A 16,110-nucleotide genomic window follows, 5' to 3' on the forward strand; every position below is an offset into this window, starting at 1 on the left:
CGGGAGCTGTCGGCCGGGGCGATCGACAGTCGATCGCGAACGTGTACCTTCATTGTGGGGTAGGTTCCATACACACTCATTGTGATATCGACAGGTCGGTCGCCGCGCCGACCGCGAACGGAGTGAGTCCACGTGTCCGACGCCACGCCCGACGAATCAGACGATGTGGACGGCGGAGCCGATTACCGGCAGGTTTCGTTCATCGTACTAGCGGCACTCGCACTCGTGCTGGCGGCCGCGTTCACGCCCGGAATGACCGGCGGCAGCGAGAGCGACTCGAGCCCCGGATTCGATGTCGACTGGGACGGAATCTTGCCGGACATCGATTTCACTCCGGATACCGATGGGAACACCGACGTCGACAGGCCCGAGGACGGCGGCGGCAGCGACGGCGAGCCCGGCGACGGGCCGGGCGGTGACTTCGACTGGCGGCGGTTACTCGAGTGGCTCAACCTCGATCGCGGCGACGATGACATCGAGCCGCCGACGGAGACCGAGGAGCCGCAGTGCGTCATCATGCTGGATCGCGATCCGGTGCCCGGCAGCCAGCTCACGGCGACGGTCCGGTACGAGGGCGAACCGCTCGCCGAGACGCCGGTATGGTTCGACGAGCAGCGGGTCGGAGAGACGGACGAAATGGGACGGGTGACCGGTGAAGTGCCGTACGTCGAGGAGCTGGTCATCCGCGTCGGGGCGGGGACCGACGCGACGTGTCGCGCCGGGACGTCGACGTCGCTGACGTCGTCCATGACGACAGAGGCCGCGAGTCAGCAATCCGACGATAATCGACAGTCCGATGTCGACGCTCGGCAGTCAGGCGAAACGGAAACCGAGATCGGAGCAGTGCCAAGTGTGAGCCGCAGCATGCCGTCGGCGGCCGGGACGACATCGGCAGCCGTGACGACATCTGCGGCCGCGACGACGTCGGCGACATCGACGGTGTCGTCGGCAGCAACGGCATCGACGGCGTCGGCCGTCTCGCCGGTCTCGAGCGCTCCCGTCCTCGCGTCGTCGGTCACGCCCGTGGCGAACACGCAGGACGAGGCGACGGGGAACGCCACCGGAACCCACGCGGTCGACGGCGAGGTCGAGATCAACGTCGACGGCGACCCCTATCCGGGCGAGACGATCACCGTCGGTGCAGCAGTCGAAGACGTGCCGATGCGCGAGGCGACCGTCTCAGTCGACGGCACCGCCGTCGGGGAGACGGACGACGAGGGGCGGGCAGCGGTGACGGTGCCCGACGACGGCACCGACGCGTTCGAGGTCGAGGTCGCTCGCGGCGACTTCGCGGGAACGACGACGGTCGACATCCTGTTGCTCGAGGCCGCGTTTTCCCCCGACGGCATCGCGCCGGTTCCCGGCAGTCCCGGTGCCGTCGAGGCCACGATCAACGGCGAGCCGGTCGCGGGTGCCGCGGTGACCGTCGACGGCGAGGCGGTCGGGACGACCGACGCCGACGGTCGGCTGGCGACCGGACTGCCCCGAGATCCGACCGCGACGGTGACGGTCGGCACGGAGCGCCAGACCGCGAGCGTCTCGCTCGTCAGTGCCTACGGCGGGCCCGCGCTCCTGTTCTCGAGTCTCGTCGCCGGACTGGCAGTGCTCTCCTCTCGCCGGTACGGCCGACACGGGCCGATCGCCGTTCTGGGCGGGACGGCGGCGCTCGCCGCGGTGCTCATCGTGGAGGCGTTCTACGGGCAGCGGGCCGGGATCGCCGCACTCGGCGGCGTCTGTCTGCTCGGACTCGGCATCGGCCTGTCACGGTCCGAGCGGAGCCTGCCTGCTCCCAGCGTCCGCGACCGCCCCTCGTCACGGGACTGGCTGGACCGATTCACGTCTCGATTCGTCGCTCTCGCAATGGGTGTCGTCGACCGACTCGAGGTACTCCTCGAGCGGGCGCACGCGCTGGCCGGAGTCGTCAGCGAGTGGCTCCGATCGCTGCCGCGGTCCGGACGGGAGCTGTGGACGCGTTTCGCAGCCTGGTTGGGGACGCTTCCGGGGCGCATCCGGTCCGGGCTCGGGGCGGCGCTCGCGACCGCTCGAACGCTACCGATTCGGGCGGTCGCGGTGGGAATCGCGGCGATCCCGCTGATCGCGGGCGGCTACGCCGTCGACGATGTCCGAGGAGCGATCCTCGTCACCGTTGCGCTCGCCGTCGCCGGCGCGGTGGTGTTCCGCTCCGACGAGGAAGACGCCGAAACGGACGCGCGAGACCGCGGCACGGAGCCGGACGCGGACGCGGCGACGGCGAGAGAGCCGAGCCCCGAGACGGACGGGATCCGCTCGTTCCGCGAGCTGTGGCGGGCGTTCGCACGCCGGGTCGCGCCGCGGCGCTGGCGAACGCGCACCCCCGGCGAGATCGAACGGCGCGCGCTCTCGGAGGGGTATCCCCGCGAGCCGGTTCGCGAACTGACGACCCTCTTCCGCGAGGTGGAGTACGGCGGGCGGTCCCGCTCGCCGAGCCGTCGCGAACGGGCGGCCGAGGCCTACGACGCGGTCGAACGCACTCGAGCGAACGTGACAGAAGCGGACGAAACGGTGACGGAAGCGGACGAAACGAGGACGGACGAGATGAAAGCAGACGCAACGGACGCAGATGGAACGGAGGCGGCCGAACGGGACGGAGACGGAACCCGATCGGCGTCGCCGACCGTACCGATCCGCGAACCGGAGCCCGACACGGAGGAGGAACCGTGAGCCGGCGTCGGCAGATACTCGTCGCCCTGTTCGGGCTGGCGTTCGTCGCGATCGGGACGATCGTCGGCCTCAGCGGGTCCGGCGGATCTGACGGCGCCGGCGGCCTCGTCGTCCTGCTCGGGCTCGTCGCGCTCGGCCTCGGCCTCTGGAAGGTCCGCGGGTCGCTCGATACGACGGCGAACGAGCCGGCAGTGCCCTGGGCGGCCGACGAACCGTTCGCGAACCCGGCTCCCGAGCGGACCGACCGCGACCCCGCCCTCTCGAGCGACGCGCTGGCCGGCGTGATCGAGACGGCCGGCGAGACGGCCCGCGATTCGGGCACCGTCGACGACGGCCTCGAAATCGTTCGGCCGGCGCTCCGGACGGCGCTGCTCGACGCCCTCGAGCAGGGCGGCCGATCGCGATCGGAGGCCGAGGCGGCGCTCGCGGACGGAACCTGGACCGACGATCCGGTCGCCGCCAGCGTCCTCGCGGCGGAGATCGAGCCGCCGGTCCGGTCGTTCCGCGAGCGCGTTCGAGCGTGGCTGTACCCCGAACGCGTCGTGCGACGGCGGGCCCGCCGGGCGACGAGTGCGGTCGCCGAGGCGGCCGACGACGCCCTGCCGACGGTGCCGGGCCAGACCGCCCCGCGGACCGTCCCGGTTCTCAAACCCCGCCTCGAGGACCTCCAGCGGGGGGCGGACGGCCGTCTTCAGCGGGCCGTCGAGCCGCGGGCGACCGCTCGCGGACCGCAGCCCGTTCGGCCGCGAGTCGGGGGCGACGCCGAGCGGAAGGACGAGGAGCGAACCGACGGCACTCGAGAAGATGATGACGAACGAGTCGACGCTACCCGAGACGGGGGCCGAGAGGTGACCGACGCGTGATCGACCGACGGGTGCGCTGGCGCGGGGCCATCGCCGCGACGATCGCGCTCGCGGTCGCCGGAATCGCCGACGGAAACCCCGTCCTCCTGCTCGGTGCGATCATCCCGCTCGTCTTCGTCGCCTACGGCTCGCTGTCCCGCGTTCGGGTCCCCGACGAACTCGTCGCGACCAGGTCGGTGACGCCGACGCCCGCACCGCCCGGCCAACCGGTCACCGTCACTCTCGAGGTGACCAACGGCTCCGACCGGACGATCACGGACCTCCGGGTCGCCGACGGCGTCCCCGCGTCGATCGCCGTCCTCGAGGGGTCGCCCCGCGCCGGCGCGACGCTCGAGCCCGGCGACAGCCTCACGCTGGAGTACGTCGTCGTGGCCCGTCACGGCGAGTACGACTTCGAGCCGCCCCAGTGTCGCGTCCGCGGGCTCGGCGCGAGCGCGACGGCGACGACGGCGCTGTCGATATCCGGCGATCGCTCGATCGTCTGTCGACTCGACGCCGACGCGCCGCCGATCGAGGAGGACGGATCGAAGCGCGTCGGACAGCTCACGACCGACGACCCCGGCGAGGGGATCTCGTTTCACTCGATTCGGGAGTACCACCCGGACGACCCCGCCGACCGCATCGACTGGCGACACTACGCGAAACGCGGGACGCTCGCGACGGTCAACTACGAACGGCAGGTCTCGGCGACCGTCGTGCTGGTCGTCGACGCGCGACCCGCGAACCGCGTCGTCACCGGCCGCGGTCGGCCGACCGCCGTCGAATACGGGACCTACGCCGCGACCCGTGCGCTGTCGGACCTGCTCGACCGCGGCCACGACGTCGGCGTCGCCGTCATCGGAACGGACGGCCCCGGCCCCGCCGGCTGCCACTGGCTCGAGCCCGCGAGCGGATCGGCACAGCGAACGCGCGCGCTCGAACTCCTCCGGCGGGTAGCGGACGAGGCGGCGGCCGACCGCGGGTCGAGCACGCACCGGTCCGGCGTCGGCGGACAGGGCCGGACGACGCGTCAGGTCCGGAAGGTGCTCGAACTCGCATCGACGAACGCACAGCTCGCGCTGTTCTCGCCCGTCCTCGACGATCCGCCCGTGGACGCGGTCGAGACATGGCGGGGCGCGGGGCTGCCGGTCGTCCTCCTCTCTCCCGATATCGTCCCGGAAAACACCGTCAGCGGCCAGTACGAACAGACGCGGCGGCGAACCCGGCTGGCCCGCTGTCAGGCCGCCGGCGCGCGCACGGTCGACTGGCGGCGCGGCACGCCGCTGCCGCTGATCATCGAGCGCGCCTTCGCAGCCGACGCGCGGCTCTCGAGCGGTCGATTGACTGGGGGCAGTGCCGGCACCTCGAGCGCTGGGAGCGGGGGGAGCAGTGGAGAAGGGTGGAGCGGCGGTCCGAGCGACGGGAGCGACGGGAGCGACGGGTGGGACGGCGAACGCGACTCGAGCACGACCGGACGCGCCGAAGACGCGAGCGACCCGACGCGGGCGGATAGAAATGCGGCGGGGATCGAGACGGACGGCGGCCCGGACGACCGGCCCGGGTCGCCCCCGACCGCCGACCCGCAGCGACGAGGAGGTGACGAGTAGATGTCCCTCGCCGGACCGCGCCTCGATCGGCCGTCCGCGATCGGCGACGAGGGGCGAGCGCGAGCGGCGAGCCTCTGGATCGCCAGCCTGATCGTCGTCGCCATCGTCGCCGTCGTCGGGTTCGAGATCGGCGAGCCGTCGCTGTTGCCGACACTCGGCCTGATCGTCGGACTGACCGTCGCGGGGATAGGCCTGCTCGAGCGGGACGGGTTCGTCAGTCTGGTCGTGGCCCACACGTTCCTGCTGACGTTCGGGACGGCGTTCGCGCTGCTCGTGCTCGCGGCCCCGTTCGTCACTCGAGTCGGCATCGCCGCGAGCGGCTGTGCGCTCGCGCTCGCGGGGATCGCGGCCGCCTGGGCCGATATCGGCGGTGACGGGCTGGGATCGGCCGCTGGGGGCAGCGTGATCAGCTACGCCTCGATGCTGTGCTCGGCCGTGCTGGGAACGTTCCTGGCGGCCGTCGGCTACTTCGGCTGGCGGGTCTTGACCGGCATAATCGGGTTTTCGACGCCGATCGCGTCCGCGGCCGGCTTCCTCCTGATCGTCGCCGGGACCGCCGGCGTCGTTCGGCTGTCGCTGCGGTGGCTCCCGATTCGGCAGTTGACGCCGCGGGACCGCCGCCCGGCGGTCGAGCGGCGGCTCGCCGTCGTCCGGCGACGCCTGCTGTATGCGGTCGTGGGGTCGATCGGCGCGCTCGTCGGTATCGGGGCCCTCGCGCTGGCGGGCCTCCACACCGTACTGACGAGCGTCCCGTTGCTCGCGGGGGCGCTCGCGTCGCTGTCCTCGCCGCTGCTCGTCTGGCCGATCGTCGCCGTCGGCGCGGTGAGCCTTCTCGCCGGCGCGGTCGCGTTCCTGCTCCGACGGACGACCCGCGACGTCACCGCCCGGACGACGCGGCGGACCGCCGCGGTCGTCGTCGGCGTCGTCCTCTCCCTGCCGTTCCTGCTCGGACTGGTGCTCCTCGTCACGGGTGCCGGAATCACCCTCGGCCCCGTGCTGATCGGAATGGCCCTCGTCATCGCGCTGGTACTGGGACCGCTCGCGTTCCTGGTCCTGGTCGGGACCGGTGCCCTCAGCGTCGAACTCGGCCTGCTCCCCGCGCGGGCCACCGGGCCGGCGGTCGCCGCGACGGGACTCGTCGTGACCGCCATCGGCATGGGTCGCGCCAACCCGCTCATCGTCTTCGCCTGCATCGCCGGCGCGGTCCTCGTCTGGGACAGCGCGACGTTCGGCCTCGGACTGACGGCCGAACTCGGCCACCTCCCCGAGACTCGCCGGATCGAACTCTTCCACGGTGCCGTCGCCGTCGGCGTCGCGATCGGTGCCGTCGCTCTCGTCACCGGCCTCGAGGTGCTCCGCGCCGGCCTCTTCGCGGGCGGCGGCGCGGCCGGCGGTGCGGCCGTCGTCGCGCTCGGTGCGTTGCTCCTGTTGCTCCCGTTGCGGGGGTAGGGAACGCGATCGATCCCGACCGCGGACGACTCCGGCTCGGAGTCGATGGGGAGGGTTCTTGAGTATCTAGACTCACTGTCGTGTATGGACGAGACGAACGTGACGCCCGACGACGCCGCACGCACCGTCCGGCGCGTCGTCGAACGCATCGAAGAGGCCGCGGTCGTCGACCGAGAGGTCCTCCACGCAATGCTGTCGGCGACCCTGGCCCGCGGGCACGTCCTGCTCGAGGACGTGCCCGGAACGGGCAAGACGGTCACCGCGCGCGTGATCGCCGAGGCGATGGGCCTGGAGTTCACGCGGATCCAGTTCACGCCGGACTTGTTGCCCTCGGACGTGACCGGGTCGACGATCTACGACGACCAGACCGGCGAGTTCGAGTTCGCGGAAGGGCCGGTCTTCACGAACGTCGTCCTCGCCGACGAGATCAATCGCGCGCCGCCGAAGACCCAGGCCGCGCTGCTCGAGGCCATGGAGGAGAGACAGGTCAGCGTCGACGGCACGACCTACGACCTGCCGGAGCCGTTCCTGGTCGTCGCGACTCAGAATCCGATCGAACAGGAGGGAACGTTCCGGCTGCCCGAGGCCCAGCGCGACCGCTTCAGCGTCAAGACCTCGCTCGGTTATCCCGACCTCGAGGGCGAGATGGGGCTGCTCGAGCGCCGGGCGAACCGCCGATCGCTCTCGCCGAGCGTCGATCCGGTCGTCAGTCCGGACGCGGTCCGCCTCCTGCAGAACCTGACGGAGGGGGTCACCGTCGACGAGAAGGTCCGCCGCTACATCGTCGAGATCGCGCGGAAGACGCGGGCGGACCAGCGGGCCGAGATCGGCGTCTCGCCTCGAGGCGTCCAGCGCGTCTTCGAGGCGGCCCGCGCCGCGGCGCTCATCGACGGCCGGTCGTACGTGACGCCGGACGACATCAAACGGCTCGCAGAGCCGACGATGGCCCACCGGATCGTGCTCACGACCGAGGCGACCGTCGAGGGGGTCGACGGGAGCGCCGTCGTCCGCCACGCGGTGAACGCGGTCGACGTGCCCGCGGTCGCGCCGGGAGCGGACGACCCCGAACCGGCGATCGATTCCGGGACCGAATCGGTGACCGCGAACGGTGACGATCCCGGCTCCACGTCCGATACCGAATCGGCGGATTCGCGAGGCGACGACCCCGAAGCTGAACGGGCGGATCCGCGAAGCGACGGTCCGGATTCCACGGTGAGTCCCGATCCGGACGCCGCACGCGATGAATCCGCCGATCGCGACTCCGATCCCGACTCCGACCCTGACTCCGACTCGAGCAACGGGCGCGACCGGCAGGACGATCCGTGGGGCGACGACTGAGCCGGTCGCTACGAGTGCGGCGGCCGCGCGATGCTTGCAACCGCCCGTGGTAGGTTGATGCCGCCCGGTAATGAGGGATCTCGTGTCATGGCACTGCAACAGCTCGAGCACGCTGACGACCACATGCAGGAGTGTATCGACAACTGCCTCGAGGCCGCCCAGGTCTGCGAGTGGTGTGCGGACGCCTGTGCGGGCGAGGGCGAAGGGATGGCTCGCTGCATCCGGCTCTGTCGAGACGTGGCTGACATCGCCTCGCTGCACGCGCGATTCATGGCCCGCAACTCGGGGTATCATCAGGAACTGGGCGAACTCTGTGCTGACCTCTGCGAGGAGTGCGCCGAGGAGTGCGAACAACACGACCACGAGCACTGCCAGGCCTGCGCCGAGATCCTGCCGGAGTGTGCCGAGAGCTGTCGGGAGATGGCTTCGGCCTGAGAAGCGCGTTGCGAGCGGCCGCGGGGCGGAACGAGAGCGATCCGAACGTCACTTTTTTCGGCCCACTCAGCGGCTGACCGCCGCGCCGACGATACCGGCGACCGCGCTCTCGAGGGCCATAACCAGCGAGACGGCGACGGCGAGCGCGAAGATACCGATCCCAGCGGCGCCGGAGACCGCACCTCCGACGGGACCGAGCGCGAGGCCGGCAACGCCGACCGCCACGCCGATGAGCAGTCCGCCGATGATCCCGCCGAGCGCGCCGGCGAGTAGGCCGTGCCAGAAACCGCTTCCCAGGCCGCCACCGGCCATGTAGCCCGCGACGAAGCCGCCGATCAGTCCCGCCGCGATCTGGCCGATCCCCGGGAGGGCGAGACCGACGATGCCGAGGACGGTCGCGACGACGAATCCGACGAAGACCGCGCGCCAGTTTGTCATGCGAGACCGTACGCCGGCGACGGGGATAAGGTCGCGGCGGACACCTGCTACCTGGCGTATCCGCGACGCGCGCCGACGGGGCCGACGAGACCGCGCACTGACCCCCGGCTCATAACGAACGCCCTTTATGACCGGGGGCTCTAGCCGTGGACATGATTTTCGAAGACCTTCCGACGACGCCCACGTCGGAAGAGCTGATCGACAAAGCGTTTTCGCGGGCGGCGCGGGCCGGCAAGGCCAAGGGCGGCCTCGAGGCCCAGCAGTCGATGCTCCAGACGGCGGCTAACATCATTTCCGACAACCTCGAGAACGTGGTCACGGCGTGGCCGGACTTCGAGTACGAGGACGACGTGCATCCGTTCTACTACGAGTTGGCCGACGCGATCGTCGACGTCGACAAGCTCCGACAGGCGCTATCGGAGGTCATGTGGGCCAGCCGGAAGGCCCGCGAGATCCACGAGGAGTACCAGCCACGTCTGCGGAAGACCGACGTGGACACGGCGCGAAAGCACCGCAAACAAGCCTTCGCACGGCTCGCGGACATCGTCGAGCAGGTCGACGACCACCTGCTGTACATCAACAAGTCGCGCAACGACCTGCGCGACCTGCCCGAGATCAACCCCGACGAGCCGACGATCGTCGTCGCCGGCTACCCCAACGTCGGCAAGTCCTCGTTCGTCAACGACGTTACTAACGCCCGCGGCGAGACCGCCTCCTACCCCTTCACGACGAAGGGGATCGGCGTCGGCCACTTCGAGCGCGATCACATCCGCTACCAGATCGTCGACACCCCCGGCCTGCTCGACCGCCCGCCGCAGGATCGCAACGAGATCGAATCGCAAGCAGTCAGTGCCATCGAGCACCTCGCCGACTGCATGCTCGTCATGGTCGACCCCACCGGCGAGTGCGGCTATCCGATCGGCTCGCAACTCGAGCTCCGGGACTCCATCTCGGCTCAGTTCGAGGACATCCCAGTGCTCACGATCGCGAACAAGGAAGACCGCTTCGAGGACGGTGACCTGACCGAGGCCGTCGCTGCCGACTACACCATGAGCGTCGAGACCGGCGCGAACGTCGAGACGGTACTCGACGCCGCCGTCGACGCGATCGATTACGAGCCCGAGTTGCCGTTCGACGGCTAAGCACCGATGCGACACGGCAGCCGTTACGGTGGACTCGAGACCCGCCGCGACCGAACGCGAGGCCCGCTACCGAGCCGATGAGAGGTCCCGGTCTCCTCTGGCTGCTCCAGACCGCCGCGGGGATTTCGATGTCGGGGCCGATATTCGTCGTCGGCGTCGAGTACCTCCGGACCGGGCGGATCATCGGTGGCGTCGGCTTTCTGGCGCTCGCCGCGGCCACCCTCTACTTCCCGACCTATCTCGTCGGCCGGATCGGCGGACCGAGAGCGTGGCTTCGCCGACTCGCTCGTCCCGTGACAGACACCATCGGCGGTGATTCGGAGCCCGATTCCGATTCTGATACCGAGACCCAGCGCTCGAGCGTTCGCGATCGATTTCGTCGATAGCGGACGAGTAGCGGATGGCGACGTTCGAGAACAGTCACGCGTGCGGCCCTGACGGGACGAGTACCGCGATACCCCGCCGCACTATTGAGAGCCGCGCTCGACGACTTCGACGTATCTGACCTCGACGTTGACGGATCCGTCGGCGTGACGGTTGATCCGCTCGTGGAGGGTATCGGCCAGTTCGGGTGCCGACTGGCCCGGCGGGCCGCCGATCGTCACGACCACCCGCTCCGGATTCCGGAACGGGTAGTTGTCGTCCATCACGAGCTGAAACTCGAGGATCTGATAGTCCTCGTACTGCGGCTGTGCGAGGACCGCCTCCACTTCGTCGCGGGCGTCCTGTTCGAAGTTGCCCGCCTCGTAGGAGGCGTAGGTGATCCCGCCGAGAAACACCGTGAAGACGAGGACCACGACAACGAGGCCGACGATCCGCTGTCGGAGACGCTGTTCCGTCTCGCCGAGCGAGAACAGGTTTTCCGGCCGATAGCCGGCGTACCACAGCGTCAGCAGGCCGGCGAGGTTGACCGACAGGAGGTTGACCAGCACCAACACTGTCGCACCGATCGCGGACGTCGGTTGGCCCCACGCGAGCGCGATTCCCGCGACGCCGGCGGGCGGAATCAACGCGGCCGCGATCATCACGCCGACGAGCGCGACGGAGGTTCCCGTCGCGATGCTCACGACCCCCGCGACCCCCGCGCCGAGCGCGATCGCGAGCGACAGCAGGTCCGGCGCGAGCCGCTCGGAGATCTCACCGACGCTCGAGAGGACGAGATCCGGCGGCACGATGTTCAGCGACCGAGCCACCAGCGCGAAGAGCGCCGCCGCCGCGATCGCGACCACGACGCCGATAATTTGGTAGGTAACGCTCTCGACGAACAGTTCCTCGTCGTCGATCACCGTGCCGACGCTGGCACCCAGCGCCGGCCCGATCAGCGGTGCGATCACCATCGATCCGACGACGACCGCCGGCGAGTCCAACAGAAGTCCCGCGGTCGCGACGATGGCGCTGATGACAGTCATCACCACGTAGACGGGGAAGCTCGGCGTCAAGTCGTCGGCCTCGGCCTGCAGTTCCTGACGCGAAATCCGGTCGGATCCGACGTCGTTTTTCTCGTACTCCTCGCGCAGCGCCTGAAACCGGCGGGAGACGACCGTCTCCGCATCGACGACGACGGTGTAGGCGTCCTCGTCGATCCCCGCGTTCTGGAGTTCGTCGAGGATCGGTTCGACGGCCGCGTCCGGTAGCGGGAAGTAGACGACCGCCGTGTACTGCCGACTCCTCGTTTCGTCGGTCACGACGTAGTCGATCTCCCGTCCATCGAGCACGTCGAAGATCGTCTCCCGATTCCCGGTCGGGACCGTCAGCTGTACGAGCCGCACGTGTCGGACTGAGACACCCCTGGGTCATAACTCCGGGGCATTCGAACCCACGTGAGCGGCCCGTACTGGCTCGAGCGACGGATCGTCTCTCGCGCCACCTTCTTGTATCAAGGCGATAACGGACGAGTATGAAGCGACGGGGCGCCTCGCTGCTGGGCGTCGTCATGCTGGGACTGGTCAGTACATATCTCGCCGTCTTCGGTCCGAGCGTGCTCACCGGTCCGCTCGAGAGCGCGTTCCTCGCCGGCTTCGTCCTCTCGGCGATCCTGCTGATCGTCGGCGGACTCGTCGACTCGATTGCGGTCGGCAAGCGACGCCTCGAGTGGAACGTCCTCGTCGGCATCGGAGACGTCATCCTCGCGGCCGTCGTCGCGCTCTCGGCGGTCCGATCCGTGCTCGTCACCGATGACACGACATCGTGGCTCGTCGCCGCGGCGATGGTCGTCGGCTGTACGTCGCTGGCCTGGTTCGGCGTCCAGATCGCCCGCGACAGTCGCCACGTCGATCTCGAGGCGACGCCTTCGAGCCGTCGGCTCGTCGCCATCGCTCTCCTCGTCGCGGTTTCGTTCGGAATCGGGCTGTTCGTCGCGACGAGCGTGTAGCGTCGCAGTGCGATAGTGGCCGACGACTCGAGTGGCCAGCCACCGCAGCCGGCTGCCGTTACAATGCGTATAAAGGTCGGTCGACCGTACACCGTCTATGATCGATTTCGATACGCGGCCCAATCGAGACGCCGAAGTGGCGCTCGTCGGCCGTTCGAACGTGGGCAAGTCCACGCTCATGCGCGAGCTGACCGGCCACAGCTTCGATACCGGCGGCAAACCCGGCGTCACCCGCTCGCCCAACCACTACGACTGGGCACCCGAAGACTTCGTCATCACCGACCTCCCCGGCTTCGGCTTCATGAGCGGCGTCAACGAGGACCTCCGCGAGGAGATCAAGACCGAGATCGTCCACTATCTCGAGGAGTACGCCGACAACATCCTCGTCGCCATCCTCGTCGTCGACGGCAAGAGCGTCATCGACATCATCGACCGCCACTCCGGCCCCGACAAGATCCCCTACGACGTCGAGATGTTCCACTTCCTGCGGGACCTCGACGTGCCGACGGTCGTCGCCGTCAACAAGATGGACAAGGTCGACGACGAGGACGAGCGACTCGACGCCCTCTGTGACCGCCTCGGCCTCTACCCGCCCTGGAAGCAGTGGCAAGACACCATCGCCCCCATCAGCGCCAAAAAGAGCCAACTCGAGCCGCTCAACGAGGCCGTTCGGAGCCATCTGCACGAGCAGGAGCGCGACGACCTGTTCAAGTTCTTCTAGAACCGAACTTTTGCGCTGCGGGCGCGGCAAAGCCGCGCCCTCGGCAAAATCTCGAGAGAGCGCGCAGCGCTCTTTTGGACTGGGCGATTCCTTCGGAATCGCTTGCAGTCGGCGCGAAGCGCCGACGACCTCGCGGGATCTTTGATCCCGCTCAGTTTCGATCAAAAGCACTCCTCCCTCCGTTCGTTCCTTTCAGTCACTCACATCAGTCGTCGGCCCGCTCGCTCCCTCCGGTCGCTCGCGGTGAGTGTCGGGTAAGCGCCTGCCCTTCCCCGCTGAGCGGAAGCTCGCTTCCGCGATGTTCGGAAGAGCTTGCTCTTCCGTAGGGTTGCACGACTCTCGTGGTACTCGAGTCGCGCGCCCGGCCATCGAATCGGATCGGAATCGAATTTTCGACGCTACTCAGTCAGCGTCCAGCCGCTTTCGCATCCGCAGACACTCGAGGGGCACGCCGTCCTGCATCTCGAGGGCGACCGTCTCGACGCCCTCGTACCCCTGTCGGCGGTAGAAGTCGATCGCGTTTCTGGACGACGTCAGGGCGAGGCGCTCGAGGCCAGCATCGCGGGCGGCCGTCTCGAGCGCCGCGAGGATCGCGCGGCCGACGCCCTCGCGAGCGTGGTCGGGGTGGACGTAGACGGCACCGATCCTGCCGGTCGACTCGTCCTCGCGGTCGCTCGGCTCGAGATCGAGCAGGCCGAAGCCGGCGATCCGGTCGTCGGCCTCGCGTTCGGCGACCACGATCCGGTAGCCGGGCTCCGCCAGCGGATACCGCTCGGGGTGGACGTTCGCGAGCCACGCGCGGATCTGTCGATCGTCGTACGCCTCGCCCCCGAGTTCGCGGGCCGAAGCGGTGTGAACGTCGGCGATGGCGTCGGCGTCCGCCGGCGTCGCCTCCCGGACGGAAACGGGCTCTCGAGTCGGTGACACCGTCAAACGACGCGGTTGTGGAACTCTTCGCCGACCGCGAGTCGGTCGACGTTCTCGCGGACGATCTCGCCCACGTCTCGGAAGTAATCGCGGGTGTACGCGGCGCAGTGGGGCGAGATAATGACCTCGTCCATCCCCCACAGCGGCGAGTCTTCGGGAAGGGGCTCCTCCTCGAAGACGTCCAGCGCCGCCCCCGCGAGCGCGTCGGCCTCGAGCGCGTCGATCAGCGCCGGTTCGTCGACGACCGGCCCGCGGGCGACGTTGACGAAGTAGGCGTCGTCGCGCATCGCGTCGAACGCCTCGGCATCGAAGAGGCGGCGCGTCTCGTCGGTCAGCGGCACGGTGACGATCACGAACTCGGCGTCACCGATCGCCTCGAACAGCCGGTCGTTCGCGTAAATCTCGTCGAAGCCCGGGACGGGATCGCCGGAGCGGCGGACCCCCGTCACGCGAACGCCGAGCCCGCCGAGGGTCTCCGCGACGCCGCGTCCGAGCGTGCCGGTGCCGACGACGCAGGCCGTCGAGCCCGGGAGCGTAAACGCTTCGTCCCACTCGGGGCGCTCCCACCGGCGCTCCTGCTGGTTCGCGACGTGGTCGTGGAGTCGCCGAGCGAACATTAGCAGGTAACCGGCGACCGTCTCGCCGACGGTTCGATCGTGGATCCCCGTGCTGTTCGTGAGGATCACGTCCTCGGCCTCGAACGCGTCGAACGGGAACCGGTCGACCCCGGCCTGGATCGAGTGAACCCAGTCCACTGCGAGGAAGGCCTCCCGGTGCTCCAGGGTGACGACCGCGTCGCAGGACGCGATCTCGTCGTCACCGATCACCGCGACCTCGATCGGCAGGTCTGCGAGATAGTCTGCCAGCTCCCCCGGCGGAAACACCGCGTCGACTGACTCATGGACGCCGAGTCGCTCGAGTTCGAATCCCATGAGCGTCGCTATGCGCGAACCAAGGTTGAAGGTTTGCCCGTTCGAACCGAATTCGACGCGCGATCGACGCTTCCGGTCTCGAGAACAGCGAGGCCTCCGGGGCGATCTCGACCGGCGCTCGAACCGCTTTGCGTCACGGGTCCACGCGACGGATGCAGAGCGGCACGGCTACGGGCTATAGAACGATGGTGGCTCAGTGAAAGGTTTCATCACACGGGGCTAAGCGGGGGTAACTCTCGTCATCGCCACCGTGTCGGCGTATGCGGGTCCCACGCAAAAACCCCACGAACCGGCCGACTCCCTCGCCGTCCGCGCTCGAATACGCGAAGCATAGGTGCATTTTTAGTATCATTTCTTCAAATACATTCGTATGAACGATGATGGAAATTAGTCTCGAGTCCCGCTCGAGCGACGGATCGGGCGAACGATGACGGACACCGGCGCTGACGGGTCGCCGGACGGTCCCGAACGCACCGAGGCCAGTGCCCGCACGGGCACGGACGATGAGGGGAGCGGACCCGTTCGCGGGGTTTCGAACAGCGACGACGAGATTGCCGTCCTCGTTCGGGACGTCGCGATCGTCGTCGCGGTCGTCGCGACGGTCAGCATCGGTCTCTTCGCGGTCAGCGGCGTCTGGCCGCCGTTCGTCGCCGTCGAAAGCGGGAGCATGGAGCCGAACATGCAGAAGGGAGACATGATCTTCCTCGTCCAAGCGGACCGATTCGTCGGCGACGGCTCGGTCGCGGGGACGGGTATCGTGCCTACCGAACACAGTCGAGCGACCGGTCACGAGCGGTTCGGGGGAGCCGGCGACGTGATCGTGTACGCGCCGGACGGAAATCCGGCGGCGACACCGATCATCCATCGCGCCCGCTTTCGGGTCGAAGCGGGCGAAAACTGGGTGAGGAACGATGCCGATCCGGCGTACACGGGCGGTCGCTCCTGTGCGGAGATTCGGTCCTGTCCGGCGCCCCACGACGGGTTCATCACGAAAGGCGACGCGAACGACACCTACGATCAGCTCGACGGCGAGCCGGAAACGACCGTCGTTCGCCCCGACTGGATCGTGGGCAAAGCAGTGGTCCGGATCCCCTGGCTCGGCAATATCCGTCTCCTGTTCGATTCGATACTCGGTGCCGGCACCCTCGGCCTCTTCGCGACCGCGGGTCGGAGTGAGCGGTCCGGATGAGGACAGCACGACCGTCGTC

Annotated in this window: 15 protein-coding genes; 11 read left to right on the forward strand and 4 right to left on the reverse strand. The window is 68.9% G+C overall.

The genetic code is table 11. The features are described 5' to 3' along the window. The first annotated feature begins 132 nt into the window (after positions 1-132). From LDH66_RS23120 to LDH66_RS09950, 6 genes are all read left to right on the forward strand, one after another. The gene (locus LDH66_RS23120; protein ID WP_226480889.1) at positions 133-2,700 is read left to right on the forward strand and encodes a DUF4129 domain-containing protein; all 2,568 of its coding nucleotides are present in this window, start codon (positions 133-135) and stop codon (positions 2,698-2,700) included. Beyond that, complete coding sequence (locus tag LDH66_RS09930; RefSeq protein WP_226480890.1) at positions 2,697-3,563, forward strand: DUF7269 family protein; 867 nt, start codon at positions 2,697-2,699, stop codon at positions 3,561-3,563. The genes LDH66_RS23120 and LDH66_RS09930 overlap by 4 nt, the downstream gene beginning before the upstream one ends. Next, positions 3,560-5,149, forward strand: coding sequence for a DUF58 domain-containing protein (locus LDH66_RS09935; RefSeq protein WP_226480891.1), 1,590 nt, complete (start codon positions 3,560-3,562; stop codon positions 5,147-5,149). Before LDH66_RS09930 ends, LDH66_RS09935 begins: the two co-directional genes overlap by 4 nt. Then, positions 5,150-6,598 carry a hypothetical protein gene (locus LDH66_RS09940; protein ID WP_226480892.1) on the forward strand — a complete coding sequence of 483 codons (1,449 nt, stop codon included), beginning with the start codon at positions 5,150-5,152 and terminating at the stop codon, positions 6,596-6,598. Positions 6,599-6,682: 84 nt separating this feature from the next. Continuing rightward, on the forward strand, positions 6,683-7,936 hold the full coding sequence (locus tag LDH66_RS09945; protein WP_226480893.1) for an AAA family ATPase: 1,254 nt from the start codon (positions 6,683-6,685) through the stop codon (positions 7,934-7,936). Positions 7,937-8,023: 87 nt separating this feature from the next. Beyond that, complete coding sequence (locus LDH66_RS09950; protein ID WP_226480894.1) at positions 8,024-8,371, forward strand: four-helix bundle copper-binding protein; 348 nt, start codon at positions 8,024-8,026, stop codon at positions 8,369-8,371. A gap of 66 nt (positions 8,372-8,437) precedes the next feature. On the opposite strand, the gene LDH66_RS09955 is transcribed toward LDH66_RS09950, so the two are convergent. Beyond that, on the reverse strand, positions 8,438-8,809 hold the full coding sequence (locus LDH66_RS09955) for a DUF5518 domain-containing protein (RefSeq protein WP_226480895.1): 372 nt from the start codon (positions 8,807-8,809) through the stop codon (positions 8,438-8,440). A gap of 152 nt (positions 8,810-8,961) precedes the next feature. Between LDH66_RS09955 and LDH66_RS09960 the strand changes: the two genes are divergently transcribed. Then, positions 8,962-9,951, forward strand: a complete 990-nt coding sequence (locus LDH66_RS09960) for an NOG1 family protein (protein ID WP_226480896.1) — start codon at positions 8,962-8,964, stop codon at positions 9,949-9,951. Between the two features lie 77 nt (positions 9,952-10,028). Further along, a complete protein-coding gene (locus LDH66_RS09965; RefSeq protein WP_226480897.1) occupies positions 10,029-10,337 on the forward strand; it encodes a hypothetical protein in 309 nt (102 codons plus the stop codon). An 81-nt stretch (positions 10,338-10,418) separates the two neighbouring features. Here the strand turns inward: LDH66_RS09965 and LDH66_RS09970 are convergent, their stop codons facing one another. Then, positions 10,419-11,720, reverse strand: a complete 1,302-nt coding sequence (locus LDH66_RS09970) for a TIGR00341 family protein (RefSeq protein WP_226480898.1) — start codon at positions 11,718-11,720, stop codon at positions 10,419-10,421. Positions 11,721-11,848: 128 nt separating this feature from the next. Here LDH66_RS09970 and LDH66_RS09975 point away from each other — a divergent pair, with 128 nt between their 5' ends. Further along, complete coding sequence (locus LDH66_RS09975) at positions 11,849-12,322, forward strand: DUF7994 family protein (RefSeq protein ID WP_226480899.1); 474 nt, start codon at positions 11,849-11,851, stop codon at positions 12,320-12,322. A gap of 97 nt (positions 12,323-12,419) precedes the next feature. Beyond that, positions 12,420-13,043, forward strand: coding sequence for a GTP-binding protein EngB (gene engB, locus LDH66_RS09980; RefSeq protein ID WP_226480900.1), 624 nt, complete (start codon positions 12,420-12,422; stop codon positions 13,041-13,043). Between the two features lie 402 nt (positions 13,044-13,445). Here the strand turns inward: engB and LDH66_RS09985 are convergent, their stop codons facing one another. Further along, positions 13,446-13,970, reverse strand: coding sequence for a GNAT family N-acetyltransferase (locus LDH66_RS09985; protein ID WP_226480901.1), 525 nt, complete (start codon positions 13,968-13,970; stop codon positions 13,446-13,448). A 2-nt stretch (positions 13,971-13,972) separates the two neighbouring features. Beyond that, positions 13,973-14,902, reverse strand: a complete 930-nt coding sequence (ddh, locus tag LDH66_RS09990; RefSeq protein WP_226480902.1) for a D-2-hydroxyacid dehydrogenase — start codon at positions 14,900-14,902, stop codon at positions 13,973-13,975. A gap of 427 nt (positions 14,903-15,329) precedes the next feature. Here ddh and LDH66_RS09995 point away from each other — a divergent pair, with 427 nt between their 5' ends. Further along, entirely contained in the window at positions 15,330-16,091 is a 762-nt protein-coding gene (locus LDH66_RS09995) for a S24/S26 family peptidase (protein ID WP_226480903.1), read from the forward strand. The last annotated feature ends 19 nt before the right edge of the window (positions 16,092-16,110 follow it).

It is taken from the genome of Natrinema amylolyticum (assembly GCF_020515625.1).
Taxonomy (GTDB): Archaea; Halobacteriota; Halobacteria; order Halobacteriales; family Natrialbaceae; genus Natrinema; species Natrinema amylolyticum.

Bases quoted from the DNA above. Each gene is read 5' to 3' on its own strand.
- LDH66_RS09940 (WP_226480892.1), top strand. From the start codon at position 5,150: ATGTCCCTCGCCGGACCGCGCCTCGATCGGCCGTCCGCGATCGGCGAC.
- LDH66_RS09945 (WP_226480893.1), top strand. From the start codon at position 6,683: ATGGACGAGACGAACGTGACGCCCGACGACGCCGCACGCACCGTCCGG.
- LDH66_RS09950 (WP_226480894.1), top strand. From the start codon at position 8,024: ATGGCACTGCAACAGCTCGAGCACGCTGACGACCACATGCAGGAGTGT.
- LDH66_RS09955 (WP_226480895.1), bottom strand. From the start codon at position 8,809: ATGACAAACTGGCGCGCGGTCTTCGTCGGATTCGTCGTCGCGACCGTC.
- LDH66_RS09960 (WP_226480896.1), top strand. From the start codon at position 8,962: ATGATTTTCGAAGACCTTCCGACGACGCCCACGTCGGAAGAGCTGATC.
- LDH66_RS09965 (WP_226480897.1), top strand. From the start codon at position 10,029: ATGAGAGGTCCCGGTCTCCTCTGGCTGCTCCAGACCGCCGCGGGGATT.
- LDH66_RS09975 (WP_226480899.1), top strand. From the start codon at position 11,849: ATGAAGCGACGGGGCGCCTCGCTGCTGGGCGTCGTCATGCTGGGACTG.
- engB (WP_226480900.1), top strand. From the start codon at position 12,420: ATGATCGATTTCGATACGCGGCCCAATCGAGACGCCGAAGTGGCGCTC.
- ddh (WP_226480902.1), bottom strand. From the start codon at position 14,902: ATGGGATTCGAACTCGAGCGACTCGGCGTCCATGAGTCAGTCGACGCG.
- LDH66_RS09995 (WP_226480903.1), top strand. From the start codon at position 15,330: ATGACGGACACCGGCGCTGACGGGTCGCCGGACGGTCCCGAACGCACC.